We start from the raw sequence: 16,677 nt of genomic DNA, 5'->3' as shown, positions 1-16,677 counted from the left end.
TTCCCTTATCGAAGAGGAATTTAAACATATGGAATCTTTTGATTGACTATGCAAGGGGCGATTGAGTATATTTATGTAGACCAATCTCTATAATTCTTAGTAAAGGTGAGCTTTTAATGAAGACTAATCCTACGAAGCGGCTGATTCTCGAGACGGCAGCACAGCTATTTCAAAAACAGGGCTATCATGGCACCGGCATCAATCAGATCATCGAAGTGAGCGGGACACCGAAAGGCTCCCTCTATTACCATTTCCCGAACGGAAAAGAGCAGATTGCCCAAGAGGCGATCAAGCTGGTGAAAGAGCATATTGTCGAACAGACAAAAGTGGATCTTCAACAGGATAAAGATGCATCCGAAGCCTTCCAACGACATATCCTTAATATCGCTGACTTTTATGATTCTGATAACGATACGGAATGGCTGAAGATCGGGACCCTTGCGTCCGAAACAGCCGCTACGCATGAGGAGCTGCGATCAACGTGTGAACTTGCTTTCAAAGAATGGCAGGAGCTTTATGCCGAAGCGTTGACTTCAAGGGGTTACCCTGAAAGAGAGGCCATGCCCCTTGCCATCACAATCAATGCGTTGCTCGAAGGTGCCACCACCATCTCGCTGATCGCCGGAAACGGAGATACACTTCGTATCATAGCTGAACAAATACCTATCCTACTTCATAGAGAGAATTTAGTACAGGAGGACAATCACATATGAGTCATAGTCAATCGAACACCTCTTCACAGAGCGAAGGAACCTATAAGGTTCTTCCGATCCTCACATCATTCCTTATCGCCGGATTCATCGGCCTTTTCAGTGAAACGGCACTGAACATGGCATTGAGCAATTTAATCCAGGATTTCGGCATTCATGAAACAACCGCCCAATGGCTGACAACGGGGTACCTTCTCACGCTTGGGATTTTGGTACCTGTCTCTGGACTGATTCTGCAATGGTTCACGACGAGACAGTTGTTTGTCGTCTCACTGGTCTTCTCGATCATCGGGACCTTCATTGCAGCCATCGCCCCGAACTTCGGCTTCCTGATGGTGGCACGTGTCGTGCAGGCAATGGGTACCGCACTGATGCTTCCGTTGATGTTTAATACCATTCTCCTGATTGTTCCGCCACACAAGCGCGGTAAGATTATGGGGCTCATGGGACTCGTCATCATGTTTGCACCGGCGGTAGGTCCTACGCTGTCCGGCTTGATCCTTGAATCCCTGACATGGCACTGGATCTTCTGGATTTCACTGCCATTCCTGTTGGTTGCACTGGTTTTCGGTATCTTCTTCATGCAAAATGTATCGACACCGACAAGACCAAAAATCGATATTTTATCCATCATCCTGTCCACGATCGGATTCGGTGGTGTTGTGTATGGCTTCAGTTCAGCTGGTGAAGGCGGAGGTTGGAGTGAACCTGTCGTCATCATTTCCATTGCCGCCGGAGTCATCGGGCTTATCGTCTTCTGTCTTAGACAGCGAACCATGGCTCAGCCGATGCTGAACCTGAAGACGTTCAAATACCCAATGTTCGTTGTCGGATTGTTGCTTGTTTTGATCTGCATGATGGTCATTCTGTCATCCATGATCCTGCTTCCACTATACTTGCAAACGTCACTTGCCATGACGACCTTTGCCGCTGGTCTTCTCTTATTGCCGGGTGGTATCATCAATGGTTTGCTATCCCCGATCATGGGAAGCCTATTCGACCGCTTCGGTCCTAAATGGCTAGTCATACCTGGCCTTGCCATCGTCATCGCATCACTTGCCGGTTTCTATACAGTGGACCTTGATACGTCTTCCTACTTCATTGTCGGAATGCACATCCTGCTTATGATCGGTGTATCCATGATCATGATGCCCGCCCAGACAAATGGGTTGAACCAACTGCCACCTGAGCTTTATCCTGATGGAACGGCCATCATGAACACTCTTCAACAAGTTGCCGGTGCCATCGGAACGGCTGTTGCAATCTCGATTCTTTCTTCTGGCGTGAAATCTTATTTGGAAGGCGGTGCGGATCTCTCGAATCCGTTAACCCCGCTTCTTGCATTCACATCAGGTGTACAAAATGCATTCCTGTTTGCCATTATCGCTGCGGTTGTCGGATTCATCGTCGGACTATTCGTCAAGCGGGTGAAAGTCGATCATCCTATGAGCTCTTCATAACGGAAAAGGTGCACAGACTTCATACTAAGTCGTGCACCTTTTTTATTTCATTTAACTCATCTTACCTTTTCCTTCAATTCTTCCAGATCTCCTTGTACCTTTGCCAATCTGATCGAAAGAACGATCATGTTGGCAAAGGCAACGAGTCCCGCTATGCTCATGCACAATGTGATGATGCCCAATGGTCCCATGCTTCCACCTCCTTTTCAATCAGGTTTACATCCCGCCAAGAAAGATGGAATAAATGCCCCATATTCCAACCAGGAAAGGGACCATCGACAGAACAATGATCCAAATACTACGGCGCCAAGCTCCTAACGCCATTATAATAAGTCCGATAATGAGCAGAATAAAAATGATGCTAAATGTCATCTTCTACCTCCTTGCAGATGGATAAGATGAAGGGAGTTTCATCATACTATACGGTAAGTACGATCATTCATAGGATTCAAGGAGTTGCTTTTATCATGGATACGATCATCCACAGACTGGATTTCGGAGCGACAGGGCTGTGGTTCCCCATCACCGTGAGCCTGCTTTTAGCAGTATGCATGCTGATTCAGCCGAAACGATGTCTCTCCTGGGTAGAACTTTATATCACATTCGGCGTCGTTGGATTAGCTGCCTGGCTTTCAGATGTGCTGGTCATGAGGGTCCTTGACTGGGTCGATCTAGGAGACGCCAAGATCACGGGCATCGGTGAGGTGCTTAGCTATACTCTCATTCCTGCTTCACTCGCCATTCTTTACCTGAACCTGACGACTCATGAAAAGCGTTGGAGAAATTCAATTTTATTCACACTGTTATCATTTCTCATACAGGCAGGCATGGAGTATTCCGGATATATGAAAGTGGTCTCTCCCCTCATCCTATACGTATCCCCGATCTTTTATCTGATCGTATACAGGTTCATCCTGCCCATTCACCTCCGGATCATCCGAAAGCAACACTAAACCAACGGGATCTGGTGTTTTTCAATGAGTTCCTTGAACGCAGGTCTTTCGTGACCATCACGACCGATGACATGGGAAGCCGTGACAAGGGAATTGAGGACCGCCTCCTCCGTTGCCTCCCCAACGGCTCTGAACGCAGCATCCATATCATCCTCATGAATCACCGGGATGGATAGAAACTTCCCGCTTTGAAGATGCGGAATGGTGGTGTGGGTGGAAAATCCGACCACCACCTCGCCGCTCCCCGTGGTGATAATGGATCCTGTACGGGACAAGCCGGTGATGGATCGTTTGATGATCCGGTGCAGTTGCCTTTCCGATACAGGAAGATCCGTTGCGACCACAATGATGATGGATCCTTTATCCCTTTCCTCACGTTCCTGAAGGATGGCCTTTTTCAACTTCTCCCCTACAGGATTCCCTCCTACCATAAGATCGCTTAATATCCCAAAGTTTGAGAGCACGAGTACGCCAAGGGTGTAGGTGCCGTGATCGAGGGGAATGATTCGAGAGGAAGTACCTATTCCACCTTTCAACGAATAGCAGAGCATGCCTCTTCCTGCTCCCACACTGCCTTCCTCTACTTGTTCTCCAGCTTTGTGTATGGCATCGAAAACATGTTCCTTCCGAACCACCTTGGCCCTGACATCATTCAGCAGCATATCATTGCATTCACAAACGACAGGATTCACCGTCCCTGTCGTTCTGCCAATCTCCGGATTGTTATCAAGCATGTAATCTATCAGTGCATCAGCGGCGACTCCGATGCTCAGTGTATTCGTCAGGATGATTGGCGTTTCAAGTGTGCCCAGTTCATTGATCTGGATCAACCCCATGCTTTTACCAAAGCCATTGATCACATGGGAAGAGGCTATGAGCTTGTCTTTAAAGAGAGATCCCTGATGGGGCAGGATGGCAGTGACACCGGTTTGATGTGGTCCATCATCAATGGTCGTATGTCCGACAGTCACTCCCTTTACATCGGAAATGGAGTTGTGCTTTCTCGTTCTCATCCTTCCTATTTTGACTCCGTAGTCCCTGATTCGTCTCGTCATGTCAATTTCCTCCTTGTGATTTATCCACCCAGTGTACCTCTTCCAAGCAGGAATGTTTTGACCATGGCGAAAAATTCACGTATGTAATAGTTGACCCTCACTAACCATGGCGTCGGGGCTGAGTACCCAGATGGCTCAAGTCCCACATCCCTGGCCAGCATTTTGGACCGTGCTAGATGGAAGTCATTGGTCACAATCAGGACCTTTCCCTCCGTCAGCCCTTCTTCTGCCAGCAACCGCCGGGAATACAGCATATTTTCAAATGTATTGGTGGATGCTTCTTCGTATATGATCCGGCTCTCTTCGATCCCGTTTGCAACGAGATGCCGACCCATGGCCTCTGCCTCGGTGATGGATTCACCAGGCCCTTGACCTCCGGAAACTATCACAGGCAGGTCTTCCCGGACTTTCAGAATTTCTTCCGCTGTGTCCAGGCGGGATAAGAGAGTTTTCGAAGGTTCTTCTCCCTTTAAACCGGCACCAAGGATGAGCACTGCATCATAGTCTCCGGATAGATTCCCGGGTCCGTCATAGGCTTCCTTTAAGATGTATCCCTCTACCCCTGCAAACGTCACCAGAAAAATAAGATAGGCTCCACCTATCAAGCGGTAGTACCACGACCGTTTCCGTAAACGAAAAACAAACAATAGATAGATAATCAAAACATTCGCCAGTATGAACAGCAAGCCGAACGTCACACCGAAGGACAAGAACGCCACGAAAGCCCCAAGGAGGACCGGAATCAAGAAGCCTCTCTTATACTTGATTCCCGGCATCTTCATCCTTCTCTGCCGCTTTGACGCTTTTTCAATGTGTGATTGATATTATTCAAACTGATCAGAATCAGGGAGAGCATAATAAATGTCACCAGTTCCCCTGAAAAATAAGAATAGACCCCAACGATAAGCAGGATAAAGCCATACCATGTGTTACTCACGATTCATCACTCCCAAAAACACTTTTGATCCTATCCATTATTTCAAATTACTTACAATGTGACAATGCTTATTTAAAGAATGAAAACACAGAAAACACCTATTGTTATCGTGAATATTGCGATGCATCTTTTTGGTAGGAATACTGCAAACCCCTTGTGATTGAATATGGAAAGGCCTAGCCCCAAAAGATAGGAAGTCCATTCACATGAGATATTTTTGCTTGAAAGAAGAAGATGTGGAATAATAAAAGACGTCTTTTCAGCTCAGGAGTGATGAATCAAATATGAACGTAAAAAAACGAAACAACATGAAAAAATGGTTATTTTACATCGTTCTTGTTGCACTATGCGTATTATCCATCTATTTCGTCTACCATAATGAAGACTATTATGATCGATCCATTGCGGAAGTGACGGGCGTGAAAATAACCGGAACACGGGACGTCACCGACCCCAATGGGAACGAAGATCGACTGTATGAACAGGAAGTCTTTGCTACGGTGAAGAACGGTCCCGAGAAGGGAAGGAGTATTCTCCTATCCAATACGTATTCGAGGTCGAAGGCGTACGATCAAGAATACAAACCAGGCAATGACTTGTTTGTCTCGATCAACGAACAGACCGATGGGCAGGGTCAGTTAAGAGGTTCGATAGATGATGTTAAGCGTGATACATACCTCGTAATCATCGGATGGGTCTTCATTTTCCTGATGATACTTGTAGGGAAACGGCAAGGCTTATATTCTCTCGGAACCCTTTGCGTCAATGCAGTCATTCTTTCGTTCGCTCTTGATAGCTATCTGAATCATGACCGGATCGGATTGCTGGGAGTGTGCGGTCTGGCTGTGCTCCTGTTCACTTCCATCTCACTACTGTTGGTAAACGGCTTCAATCGCAAAACCTATGCAGCGGTCATTTCCACACTGGTTGCCACCTTTGTGACATTGTTGATCAGTTTCATCGTCATCAAAGCCACTGCAGCAAATGGTCTGAGATATGAGGAGATGCAGTTTCTGACCAGGCCGACCGAGACCGTGTTTATGGCTGGAATCCTTGTGGGCTGTCTAGGTGCCGTCATGGATGTGGCGATCACCCTATCTGCATCTATCTTCACCCTGTATGAAAAAAATCCTTCAATCAGTACAAAGGCTTTAAAGGAAGCGGGATTTGAAATCGGTCGGGACATCATGGGCACGATGACCAATATCATGTTCTTCGTTTATATCAGCGGTGCCATGCCCATGCTGATTCTCTACTTCAAGAATGCTTCCCCCCTTGGTTTCACCTTATCAATGAACCTCTCTTTGGAGCTTGCCCGTGCACTCACGGGAGGGATCGGTATCGTCCTGGCGATTCCTATCGGAATATTCATCTCCATCAATTTGGTTAATCGAAGGAGGGCCGTGTCATGACCGTTCAATTCATTCTGGCCGTCATTCTCTTCATACTCATGACTGTGATCGGAGGAAAAAAAGGGGCACGATCCTTTGTCGCGCTCTTCCTCAATTTCACTGTGCTCATCCTCTCGATCATCATCATGAATAACCCGGGGGCCAATCCCGTCGTAGTCACGCTCTTCGCCTCTGCATTGATCAGTTCCATCACGCTATTCTACATCAGCCGTTTTAGCACCAAGACGATAACGGCCTTCCTTGCCACCATTGTGACCACCTGCATCCTTCTCGTCTTCATCCTCCTATTTACCGATCAGGCGATGATTCAGGGGTTCGGAGAAGAAGAAATCGAAGAGCTTGCACCTTATTCTCTTTATGTAGGAGTGGACTTTGTCAAGATTGGTGCAGCCATGATCCTTATGAGCACCATTGGCGCCATCATCGATTTGACCATTGCAATAGCCTCGCCCATGCAGGAAATCAACTATCATAATCCGGATATTGATCGCCATTCTCTTTTTGCAGCAGGAATGAGTATCGGACGGGATATTCTCGGTACAAGCGCGAATACGCTCTTCTTTGCCTTCTTCGGAGGATACATGGGGCTGTTGATCTGGTTTAAGGATCTGAAGTACTCACTAGGGGATATCGTTAATTCCAAAGTGTTCAGCTCTGAGATGATCTTCATCGGCTCCTCTGCCATCGGTATGGCCCTTGCCATTCCCATCACAGCTGGCTTCACGGCTTACTTCCTTGATAAAAAGAAACAGGGCAGGAATAGAACCCTTTGATTGAAGGAGTGTTCCCAACGCATCATCTCCATAAAAAAAAGCCCCGTATATGCACGGGGCTTTGCTATGTGTTTGAGCAAGATGTACTACCAGTATTCCCTATATAATTTGATTTAATCATACTATAGTTTGATTTTAATGCCATTTTATGACGAGTGGACATCATGCTTGATCTCTAGGATATCCAAAGCTTCTTTGACGGTTCCTGTGACTGGGAGGCTGGAAAGATCGATATCCAGGTTCAAAGCTTCAAGCACGAGCTCAGGGCGAAGTCCCGTTATAAACGTTTCGACCCCAAGTAGGCCCAATACATGATGAACTTTAAACAGCGTGTCGATCACAAGATCATCTACAGAATACATACCTGAGAAGTCGATGATCAGGTGCGTAATCTGCTGATTCCGGACTTTAACCGGAATTAAATCCAACAGGGCTACGGCTTTATCATGATCGACCTTTCCGGTCAACGGGAGGATGGCGATATCATCAAGTAGGGGAACGATGGTCGCAGATAATTCGTTGATTTCCTTGATTAACTCATTCTGCCTTAGGCTTGCTTCGCGTCTCCATCCGATATCGCGTATGTAAGACTGGATCGCTTGTTTACCTGCGACGGTGACAGGATGGCAATAAAGCTCGGCTTCGACTGATGTGCCGTCCATACGATAGAGAAGTTCTACGATCACATCAGCCGGTTTGATATAAGCAGACTGTATCCGTTCTTTGATTGCCTCTCTCGATGAATCCTGGAAAATATCCAGGGGACTGAGACCGATGACTTCTTCCTTCGTTGTCCTGAAGAACGATTCTGCTGCACGATTGATATACAGGATTTGATAATCTGTATGGATGATGACAGGCTCGAGTGAATATTCGATGACCTCTCGATAGTCTATAGTAGATATGGCTTCACTCACGTTCCTCACTCCTTCTCCTCAACGATACAGGTTATCGTAAGACCACGCAAGGAAGTTCCCTCGGTTTCTCATCTTTTAATGAAGGTACTTGCTATGAAACGCGTTTCATATCGTAGTATAGATGATGGGAGGCATGAACATTTCTCCCAAGGCTCATATGAAAAGCGTGACCCTCTCTAGGGGCGTGATTGACAATATGAGCTTTCTTGTGCTTTTATGGGTTGCGAATTAATTTGTTTGAATATTATGTAAAATTATTGTATAATAGAAAAAAGGTCAAGGAGCTGATAGTCATGAAGAGGCATTTATTGAACTCACCGCAGTCTGATGAAAGCAGTATCCACTCTTTACTAGCTGAAATGATCCTGGACGAGGCTCTGCTGAATTTCCGTAAAGAGAAGATTGAACAGGAAATTGACCGTGCGCTATGTGAGAAAAACAAAGACGATTTTCTAAGATTGTGTAAAGAATTAAACGATCTCCATCGACAATATGGATATGCAATGTAGTATTTTCTAAACCATTCGTGATTGCTCTTTCTATAAATAAACGGAAAACCCCCCTGTAAATAGGGAGGTTTTCCGTTTATTTTATCTAATTGGTCATCCTCTTCCGGCTTGGAAGGAAGGATATTTCGTCATTCCACCGTCAACGAATAGTGTCACACCTGTAACATAGCTTGCCTGCTCTGAAGCGAGGAAGGCAGCTACGGATGAGACTTCTTCCGGTTTACCGATATACCCCATCGGGATCATGCTTTCAACGTCTGCACGCTGTTCAGGGTCGTTGAATTTCTCTGCATTGATTGGTGTATCCATGGCACCTGGTCCGATGTTGTTTACACGGATGCCTTTTGGAGCATATTCCAAGGCAAGTGTTTCAGTCATCAGCTTCATGCCGCCTTTACTTGCAGCATAGTGAACGAATAACGGCCATGGGATCATTTCATGAACCGAAGACATATTGATGACATTTCCCTTGATGTCGTTTTCAACCCAGTACTTGATGGCTTCTCGGCTGCCAAGGAATGCTCCGGTCAGGTTAGTATCGATGACCGCCTGCCAGTTATCCAATGATAGCTCGTGTGATGGCACTGGATTTTCGAAGCCCGCGTTATTGATCATGATATCCAGTGTACCAAATTCTTTGACGGCTGTTTGGACAAGGTTGATCACGTCGGCTTCTTTTGAGACATCACCATGAACGATGATGGCTTGGCCCCCCGCTTCTTCCACTTCTTTTTTAACTTCAAGGGCTTCTTCTTCCTTACTGCGGTAGTTGATCACAACTTTTGATTGCTCTTGTCCAAAACGAACGGCCATCGCACGACCCAACCCTTTGGATGCACCTGTAATAACGACAACTTTATCTTTTAAATCTTGATACATACTATTTCCCTCCTGTTGTTGGTTTCCTCTTTGATTGTTATTTACCAAAAGAACGTTCTTTAGTCACCTTAATGAACGCTTCATCTCCTGCACGATTGCGTGCCTCAAGGGATTGAACGGCATCTTGTCCAGCAGCGTAGCGTAACCGGTCCGTGCCATCGGTGGCTGCTTCAAAAACAACCTCCGCAATGGTGAGAGGTTCACTCGATTCGATATTGGAAACGAACCGCTCCTGGAAGGTTTCCATTCCAGGATCATAATCCCTTATGGTCTTTGATGAGGTTTTCTCCAATGATCGACCATCAAAATCAGTGGCCACTCCCCCTGGTTCAATAAGCTTTGTCTTGATACCGAGCTGGCTCAATTCAAAATACAGGGATTCGGTAAAGCCTTCTATCGCCCACTTGGTGGAATGATACAAACTTAAATAGGGGAATGCAACTCTTCCGCCCAGGGAAGAAACATTGATGAACATCCCGTCTCTATTCTTCCTGAAATGTGGAAGAAACGCTTTTGTGACTTCAAAGAGCCCGAACACATTGACCTCGAATTGCCTCCTAATCTGAGAATCCTCGGCAAGTTCGAACGGGCCCATCAGTCCGAACCCTGCATTATTCAGTACTGCGTCCACTTTTAGATAGTCGGATAGAATTTGATCTCTGGCTGCCTCGATGCTGCCAGGATCCGTTACATCCAGCCGGTATAAGTGTATATTCCCGTTTTTCCTAAGTTCAATCTCTTTTTCCGGAGTTCGCATGGTGGCCGCCACATTCCAGCCATTTTCAGCAAAGTGGAGGGCAGTCGCCTTTCCGATTCCTGATGAAGCACCGGTTATTACAATGGTTTTGGCTGTCATAAGATCACCTCATTTTTATTTCCAGAAGGTTACATCATTAACAGGCAAGCGGTAAGAAGGATACCCTTCATCAGCTGCTTTACCCATTGAAATGAGCATGATCGGCACGTAGCGATCTTTATCGAGTCCGAATTCTTCAGCGATGATCTCTTTTTCATATCCACCGATCGGATTTGTGTCGTATCCGTGAGCGCGTGCCACGAGCATCAGCTGCATGGAGACAAGTCCAGCATCGATCAGTACTACATCGCGTAAATCATTCTCAAGTTGGTTATCATAATGAGCTTTGATTTTCCCAAGCTGCATATCTTTGATTTCCTGAGGCATATATCCGAGCTCCACCGCTTTGTCATAAATGACATCGGCGTTCTCGATATTTTTCATATCACCGAAGACAGCGACCACGGCTGCGGAAGTGTCTACTTGTTCTTTGTTGAATCGTGCCATACGAGACAGCTTTTCTTTTCCTTCCGGAGTATCGACTACCATGAATCTCCATGGCTGCATGTTAACAGAAGAAGGTGCACGAGTAGCTTCCGTAAGGATCTGCTCCATTTCTTCACGACTGATCTTCACTTCCGGGTCATACCTCTTGATGGAGCGGCGGTTTAAAACAATATCGTTGAAATCATTTGGTTTCATGTGTGATGTTCCTTTCTTGGTTGAGAGTAAATTCCACAATTGATTGATGGGTCAATAATTGATACATCAAACACTATAAAACATTTAAGCATTCAATGCAAGGGAAGAGCTCAAATGAAAATATTCCCCTGATTTCAAGGATATTTCATATCATTCCCCTTCAATCGTTGACACGTCAATTAATATAAACCATCATGGATTGCATTTCAAGTGATGTGTTTCACAAACATTTCAGAGGTGCTTTTAGTATTCCCCTGTCATTGATTCATATCAAACCACACAAACATTCTTTCTTAGATGGTAAAATAGGGAACTGAACACTAGGAAAAGGAGCCCTGAATCATGAAAAAGATCATAATTGGAGGATCTGCCTCCTTAGTAGGCATTGGCATCGCAGTCGGTACCTACCTGTTCGAAACAGCTCCCTCTCCCCGCTTGCCATCAAAAATGGAAACGCCTCAGCAGCAAAAATCGCTTCCAGAAAACGGCGATACCCTTCAACCGATTGGATCAAATGGTCCTATTGGTTACGCCCTATCCGGTGAGCTCCAAATCACCTATGATGACGGAGAGCATTGGTTTCGCGTACCTATAGGAATTGAAACCCTTTTTGCCGGGGAATACAATGGACAGGAGAACGAGCTGATCGAACACAGCTTTTTCCTATCTGAAGATCGCGCTGCCTTTCTGTATGTAGAAGGAGCGGACGATCAACGTGTAAAGCTGCTTTATTCCCTTGACCAGGGAGATACATGGAAAGATGCAGATATAGGCAGGATGACAGCTCCCCGCTTCAGGAAAGTGGATTTCCTCAATGAAAATGACGGCTATGTAGTGTATACCGGCGAGAGGACCATGTCCTCAGAAGCAACGAAGGTATTTATGACGCATGACAGTGGAGAAACATGGACGGAGGTGTCCCACCCGGATCACTATCGCCTGCTGTACGACGGGAATTTCATTGACGAGAATACCGGTTTTTTATCTTATGGGATCCTAAATCCAGAAGAACCCGACCTTTATGTCACCCAAGATGGGGGACAATCCTGGGTATCAGCGAGTATTGAGATACCTGATGAGTACGATCTCATCTTTACCACTGCTGAAACTCCCTATGTAGAAGGGACTGACTTGGTTCTGTTGGTAAATCAGGGATCTAGCGGCGATTACAAAGGGGGGAAAGTGAAAGGAAAATTCATATCTAAGGATAATGGTCTCTCTTGGTCTTTCCAAAACGAGGTGGATGCAGATGAATAAAGGTAAGCTGGTTATGGGATGGTGTTGTTTTGCCTTTTCGGTTATTCTCTTCCTATTCCAAGGACTTTACCTGATCCTCCGCTTAAGATGGGGGGTTGAATATGCAGACGATCGACTCTTCTATCTCCTCACCACTTTTATCGTGGTCTTTGCCACTGTGGCCCTTCTTCTCCTGATGGATTTGAAAAGAAATGGAAAGGCGTTTCTTTTGGGGATTGCGACCATATTCATCCTTTTGCAAGGGGTCCTTTTATTCCGTCACATGAAGGATGTCAGGGAATTTGTTTCCCACTCACCGGACTGGAAGACATACTTGGTGTTGAAACAAGATCGTCTTACGGGTAAGACCGTCTATTACAGACCCTATTATGGCCCATTTGTCCAAGGGAAGGAAACGCTCCCTTTTTCAATGAAAGGAGATGCAAAGATAAAATGGATTCAAGATGATATTGTCGCAGCAACCTACCATTCAGAAGATGGTTCCATTCATCAATTCATCGGCACTTACGGAGATCGCGGTCAAGGGTCCTCCTACACGAATGTGGCATTATCCTTTCCCGGAACATGGAAAGGGGGAGATCTTACCCTTACAAGCACGACTGATGGTCTTATCCTCCAGCGTGATCATGAAGTTGAACGCTATACATGGGAGAATATCGTGCAGTTCGGTACCCTGGCAGTCGTATTGACTGAGAATGACGAAGCGCAGTGGACGATCGCCCTCGGTGAGGATTTCATCAGCCATGAGAATGACCCTGACCCCCCTGCCGGCTCCATCTACCTGTACGAGGCAACGGATGAGAATAATGAACCGGTTCCCCTCACTTTATCTTCTCCTTGATCCGTTGCATATGAATGGATGATTTTTTATTTGGAAAAGCTAATTAGCCATAGCTCTTTTCCTAACCCCATAAAGGTGAAGTTTCCTTTCACCTTTATGGGGTGTTTATCTCTGCAGTATGAGGAATGTTCATTCTTTCATAGTTACCGCTTTCTTTCCGGGACAGGCTGGCTTATAATGTTAATTAAGAATCATTCTAATTTTCATACTTTTCACAAAGTATGGTCTTCATCCCTACTTCAACCCCTTATTTTGAAAGGAGAATGGTCGATGGATCACAATCAAAAACCTGATCAAAAAGAACATAGCGCAGCGGGGCAATGTCCCGTCACCCACCACAAGGATAGTGCCATAACGACGTCAAGGTCACCACGAGGAACGACGAATAAGGACTGGTGGCCCAATCAGCTTAATCTGAATGTCCTTCGTCAGCACGATCGGAAGTCGAACCCTTATGGAGAAGATTTCGATTATCGGCAGGAATTTGCCAAGCTCGACTACGCAGCATTGAAGAAGGACCTCCACTCCCTCATGACTGACAGCCAGGACTGGTGGCCTGCCGACTACGGACACTATGGTCCCTTCTTCATCCGCATGTCCTGGCACGCGGCAGGTACATACCGGACATCGGATGGACGAGGCGGCGGTGCATCGGGTTCTCAGCGATTCGCCCCGCTGAACAGCTGGCCGGATAATGTGAACCTCGACAAGGCACGCAGGTTACTCTGGCCGATCAAGCGCAAATACGGGAACAAAATCTCTTGGGCGGATCTTCTCGTCCTGACGGGTAATGTGGCATTAGAATCCATGGGGTTGAAGACGTTCGGTTTTGCAGGTGGCCGGGAAGACATTTGGCATGCAGAGGAAGATGTATATTGGGGCACGGAGAAAGAGTGGCTCGCAGACAACCGCTACTCAGGAGATCGTGAACTGGAAGATCCCCTTGCAGCCGTTCAGATGGGACTCATCTATGTCAATCCTGAAGGACCGAATGGGAAGCCTGATCCAAAAGGCAGTGCCCGGGATATCAGGGATACCTTCGGCAGGATGGCCATGAACGATGAAGAGACGGTTGCACTCGTCGCTGGCGGGCATACATTCGGTAAAGCCCACGGTGCAGGAGATCCTTCCCTTGTAGGCGATGATCCTGAGGCTTCCACACTGGAGAACCAGGGGCTTGGTTGGATCAGCAGCTACGGAAGCGGCAAGGGCCGTGATACGATTTCAAGCGGAGTCGACGGTGCCTGGACGACCCATCCGACAACGTGGGATAACGGGTATTTCGACCTTTTATTCGGCTATGAGTGGGAGCTTACCAAAAGTGCTGCAGGCGCCTATCAATGGACGCCTGTTGATATGGGCGAAGAACATATGGCACCCGATGCCGAAGATCCATCGATCAAAGTGAAGACCATGATGACGACTGCGGACATGGCACTCAGGGAAGATCCCGCCTATAAAAAAATCTCCCGAAGGTTCCATTCCAACCCAGACGAGTTTGCTGACGCTTTTGCCAGGGCCTGGTTCAAGCTCCTTCACAGGGATATGGGTCCCAAAGTCAGATATCTTGGTCCTGAAGTTCCGAGTGAGGAGCTAATCTGGCAAGACCCAGTACCTGCAGTGGATTATGAACTCTCCGATTCAGAGATTGAAGAGCTGAAATCAAAGATTCTGGCTTCAGGATTGAGCACTAACGAACTGGTCAAGACGGCCTGGGCTTCTGCATCCACCTTCAGGGGTTCGGATATGCGCGGCGGAGCCAACGGTGCACGCATTCGCCTCTCCCCTCAAAAAGACTGGGAAGTGAATGAACCTGACCTTCTCCAAAATGTGTTGAACGTGTATGAAGACATCCAAAGCACATTCCATAAAAAGGTGAGCATCGCCGACCTGATTGTCCTTGGTGGTACCGCTGCAGTAGAAAAAGCAGCCAAAGACGGAGGCTTCGACGTACAGATCCCGTTCTCCCCTGGACGTGGTGATGCAACCCCTGAACAAACCGATGAAGAGAGCTTCGACGTCCTGGAGCCGGTTTCGGACGGTTTCCGTAACTATCAAAAGCAGGAATACTCCATCTCTCCAGAAGAAATGCTCGTTGACAAAGCGCAGCTGCTTGGATTGAGTGCCCCTGAAATGACTGTGTTGATCGGAGGAATGCGCTCGCTAGGAGCAAATTATGGGTCAAGCAAGAGTGGCCTTTTCACTAAGCAGCCTGGACGCCTGTCGCCGGACTTCTTCGTCAACCTCCTCGATATGGGAGTGGAATGGAAACGTGTTGCTTTCAATGAATATGAAGGGCGAGACCGTCATACAGGTGAGATCGTATGGACTGCTTCTCGATTCGATCTCGTATTTGGATCCAATTCGGAACTGCGTGCCATCGCCGAAGTGTATGCGCAAGACGATACGAAAGAAAAATTCGTTCGTGATTTTGTCTCGGCTTGGGTCAAAGTCATGAATGCAGACCGGTTTGATCTAAAATGATCGACATCCTGCCTCTCGGGGCGGGATTTTTCTTTGATCACATTCAAAAAGGAGCTGAACAACCATTAAAATAGAATATGAATGGATCGGCACTGGGAAAGATCACCTCGTGATCGAGACGGGAATCGGATGTCCTTACTATGAGTGGCGTTCTTTATGTGAACATCTTGCCAGCGATTACCGCATTCTGTTGTATCACCGCCAAGGATACGGCAAAAGCCCTGAATCAATACGACCCAGGGATACCACATCCATTGCCGTGGAGCTGCACGAGCTTCTTCTATCATTGGAGGTCAACTTCCCATTTACCCTTTTGGGCCATTCCTACGGTGGTTTATGTGCCCAGCATTTCACTCGCTTGTTCCCTCACCTGGTAAAACATCTCATATTGGTCGATTCCACATCCAAGAACTTCATGACACTTTATGAATTGGGAACACCCGTGTTGAATTCGTATATTGCCCTTGAACAAATGATTGAAGCAAACAAGGTTCACAGTACCAAAACTCAAGCTGAGCTCACAAATGAGATCCCATCTGATTCTGTTGAAGAGATGAAAGCTTTCTTGACCTCTCCCCTCCTGTATCAGACTGTCGCAGATGAATTTTCCCTTTGGGAACATAGCAGTGAGACCATGAAGAAGTCCGGACCTTTTCCTGATCTACCCCTCACCATTATCGCCCGCGACCCCGAAGTATCAGCCCTGCCTTTTATCAAGCATGGCATCCCTGCGGAGGAAACTTACCGGTATGAGCAACGATGGCATGAACTTCAGCAGGAATTAAGTCGATTATCGAAAAAGGGCGAGATGGTGATTGCCAAGGGCAGTGATCATGAAATCCACTTGGACAGACCCGATCAAGTGATTGAATGCCTTCTGAAAAGCAAAAAAAGTGGTGCATGGACATGAAGTCCTGCACCACTTTTCATTCTTATTCCTTACCGAATACCTTGACCACACTCAGCCATACTAAGAAAAACGATTGAAAGCA

18 protein-coding genes are annotated in these 16,677 nt (G+C 46.7%); 10 read left to right on the top strand and 8 right to left on the bottom strand.

Annotation, left to right across the window (positions count from 1 at the left end; genetic code table 11):
* Nucleotides 1–116: 116 nt before the first annotated feature.
* Nucleotides 117–713: a TetR/AcrR family transcriptional regulator gene (locus ACNA6I_RS05485; protein ID WP_063191545.1), complete on the top strand. Its 597-nt coding sequence runs from the start codon at nucleotides 117–119 to the stop codon at nucleotides 711–713.
* Entirely contained in the window at nucleotides 710–2,170 is a 1,461-nt protein-coding gene (locus tag ACNA6I_RS05480; RefSeq protein ID WP_048003678.1) for a DHA2 family efflux MFS transporter permease subunit, read from the top strand. The genes ACNA6I_RS05485 and ACNA6I_RS05480 overlap by 4 nt, the downstream gene beginning before the upstream one ends.
* A gap of 56 nt (nucleotides 2,171–2,226) precedes the next feature.
* Here ACNA6I_RS05480 and ACNA6I_RS05475 read toward each other — a convergent pair whose 3' ends face one another.
* Nucleotides 2,227–2,361 carry a hypothetical protein gene (locus ACNA6I_RS05475; protein WP_262370498.1) on the bottom strand — a complete coding sequence of 45 codons (135 nt, stop codon included), beginning with the start codon at nucleotides 2,359–2,361 and terminating at the stop codon, nucleotides 2,227–2,229.
* Between the two features lie 276 nt (nucleotides 2,362–2,637).
* On the opposite strand from ACNA6I_RS05475, the gene ACNA6I_RS05470 reads away from it, so the two are divergent.
* A complete protein-coding gene (locus ACNA6I_RS05470) occupies nucleotides 2,638–3,123 on the top strand; it encodes a hypothetical protein (protein WP_053071911.1) in 486 nt (161 codons plus the stop codon).
* On the opposite strand, the gene ACNA6I_RS05465 is transcribed toward ACNA6I_RS05470, so the two are convergent.
* From ACNA6I_RS05465 to ACNA6I_RS05455, 3 genes are read right to left on the bottom strand one after another with little or no spacing between them, the layout of a single operon-like run.
* Nucleotides 3,120–4,178 (bottom strand): P1 family peptidase, encoded by a 1,059-nt coding sequence (locus ACNA6I_RS05465; RefSeq protein ID WP_416313041.1) that lies wholly within the window; start codon nucleotides 4,176–4,178, stop codon nucleotides 3,120–3,122. The two genes, ACNA6I_RS05470 and ACNA6I_RS05465, sit on opposite strands and share 4 nt — an antisense overlap.
* Nucleotides 4,179–4,198: 20 nt before the next feature.
* Entirely contained in the window at nucleotides 4,199–4,954 is a 756-nt protein-coding gene (locus ACNA6I_RS05460) for a YdcF family protein (RefSeq protein WP_053072376.1), read from the bottom strand.
* A 2-nt stretch (nucleotides 4,955–4,956) separates the two neighbouring features.
* Nucleotides 4,957–5,115, bottom strand: coding sequence for a hypothetical protein (locus ACNA6I_RS05455; RefSeq protein ID WP_187427058.1), 159 nt, complete (start codon nucleotides 5,113–5,115; stop codon nucleotides 4,957–4,959).
* Nucleotides 5,116–5,423: 308 nt separating this feature from the next.
* Between ACNA6I_RS05455 and ACNA6I_RS05450 the strand changes: the two genes are divergently transcribed.
* Both ACNA6I_RS05450 and ACNA6I_RS05445 read left to right on the top strand, forming a co-directional pair.
* Entirely contained in the window at nucleotides 5,424–6,527 is a 1,104-nt protein-coding gene (locus ACNA6I_RS05450; RefSeq protein ID WP_231888750.1) for a YibE/F family protein, read from the top strand.
* Nucleotides 6,524–7,300, top strand: coding sequence for a YibE/F family protein (locus ACNA6I_RS05445; RefSeq protein ID WP_048012788.1), 777 nt, complete (start codon nucleotides 6,524–6,526; stop codon nucleotides 7,298–7,300). The genes ACNA6I_RS05450 and ACNA6I_RS05445 overlap by 4 nt, the downstream gene beginning before the upstream one ends.
* Before the next feature lie 146 nt (nucleotides 7,301–7,446).
* Here ACNA6I_RS05445 and ACNA6I_RS05440 read toward each other — a convergent pair whose 3' ends face one another.
* Nucleotides 7,447–8,217: a PAS domain S-box protein gene (locus ACNA6I_RS05440; RefSeq protein ID WP_048003683.1), complete on the bottom strand. Its 771-nt coding sequence runs from the start codon at nucleotides 8,215–8,217 to the stop codon at nucleotides 7,447–7,449.
* 293 nt (nucleotides 8,218–8,510) lie between these two features.
* On the opposite strand from ACNA6I_RS05440, the gene ACNA6I_RS05435 reads away from it, so the two are divergent.
* The gene (locus ACNA6I_RS05435) at nucleotides 8,511–8,726 is read left to right on the top strand and encodes an IDEAL domain-containing protein (RefSeq protein ID WP_048003684.1); all 216 of its coding nucleotides are present in this window, start codon (nucleotides 8,511–8,513) and stop codon (nucleotides 8,724–8,726) included.
* A gap of 93 nt (nucleotides 8,727–8,819) precedes the next feature.
* Here ACNA6I_RS05435 and ACNA6I_RS05430 read toward each other — a convergent pair whose 3' ends face one another.
* From ACNA6I_RS05430 to ACNA6I_RS05420, 3 genes are read right to left on the bottom strand one after another with little or no spacing between them, the layout of a single operon-like run.
* Complete coding sequence (locus tag ACNA6I_RS05430) at nucleotides 8,820–9,605, bottom strand: SDR family oxidoreductase (RefSeq protein ID WP_048003685.1); 786 nt, start codon at nucleotides 9,603–9,605, stop codon at nucleotides 8,820–8,822.
* A gap of 37 nt (nucleotides 9,606–9,642) precedes the next feature.
* Nucleotides 9,643–10,461, bottom strand: a complete 819-nt coding sequence (locus tag ACNA6I_RS05425; RefSeq protein ID WP_048003686.1) for an SDR family oxidoreductase — start codon at nucleotides 10,459–10,461, stop codon at nucleotides 9,643–9,645.
* Nucleotides 10,462–10,476: 15 nt separating this feature from the next.
* On the bottom strand, nucleotides 10,477–11,103 hold the full coding sequence (locus ACNA6I_RS05420; RefSeq protein WP_048003687.1) for a nitroreductase family protein: 627 nt from the start codon (nucleotides 11,101–11,103) through the stop codon (nucleotides 10,477–10,479).
* 342 nt (nucleotides 11,104–11,445) lie between these two features.
* On the opposite strand from ACNA6I_RS05420, the gene ACNA6I_RS05415 reads away from it, so the two are divergent.
* The 4 genes from ACNA6I_RS05415 (at nucleotide 11,446) to ACNA6I_RS05400 (ending at nucleotide 16,595) form a co-directional block, all read left to right on the top strand.
* Nucleotides 11,446–12,360, top strand: coding sequence for a WD40/YVTN/BNR-like repeat-containing protein (locus tag ACNA6I_RS05415; RefSeq protein ID WP_416313040.1), 915 nt, complete (start codon nucleotides 11,446–11,448; stop codon nucleotides 12,358–12,360).
* Nucleotides 12,353–13,201 carry a hypothetical protein gene (locus ACNA6I_RS05410; protein WP_251526599.1) on the top strand — a complete coding sequence of 283 codons (849 nt, stop codon included), beginning with the start codon at nucleotides 12,353–12,355 and terminating at the stop codon, nucleotides 13,199–13,201. Before ACNA6I_RS05415 ends, ACNA6I_RS05410 begins: the two co-directional genes overlap by 8 nt.
* A gap of 270 nt (nucleotides 13,202–13,471) precedes the next feature.
* A complete protein-coding gene (gene katG, locus ACNA6I_RS05405) occupies nucleotides 13,472–15,685 on the top strand; it encodes a catalase/peroxidase HPI (RefSeq protein ID WP_416313039.1) in 2,214 nt (737 codons plus the stop codon).
* Nucleotides 15,686–15,794: 109 nt separating this feature from the next.
* Complete coding sequence (locus ACNA6I_RS05400; protein WP_416313038.1) at nucleotides 15,795–16,595, top strand: alpha/beta fold hydrolase; 801 nt, start codon at nucleotides 15,795–15,797, stop codon at nucleotides 16,593–16,595.
* Nucleotides 16,596–16,677: the final 82 nt, after the last annotated feature.

This window comes from Rossellomorea sp. FS2 (genome assembly GCF_047915635.1).
GTDB classification, from domain to species: Bacteria; Bacillota; Bacilli; order Bacillales; family Bacillaceae_B; genus Rossellomorea; species Rossellomorea marisflavi_A.
The sequence above is the reverse complement of the archived record's forward strand: the minus strand, read 5'-3'. Positions and strand labels throughout refer to the sequence as shown.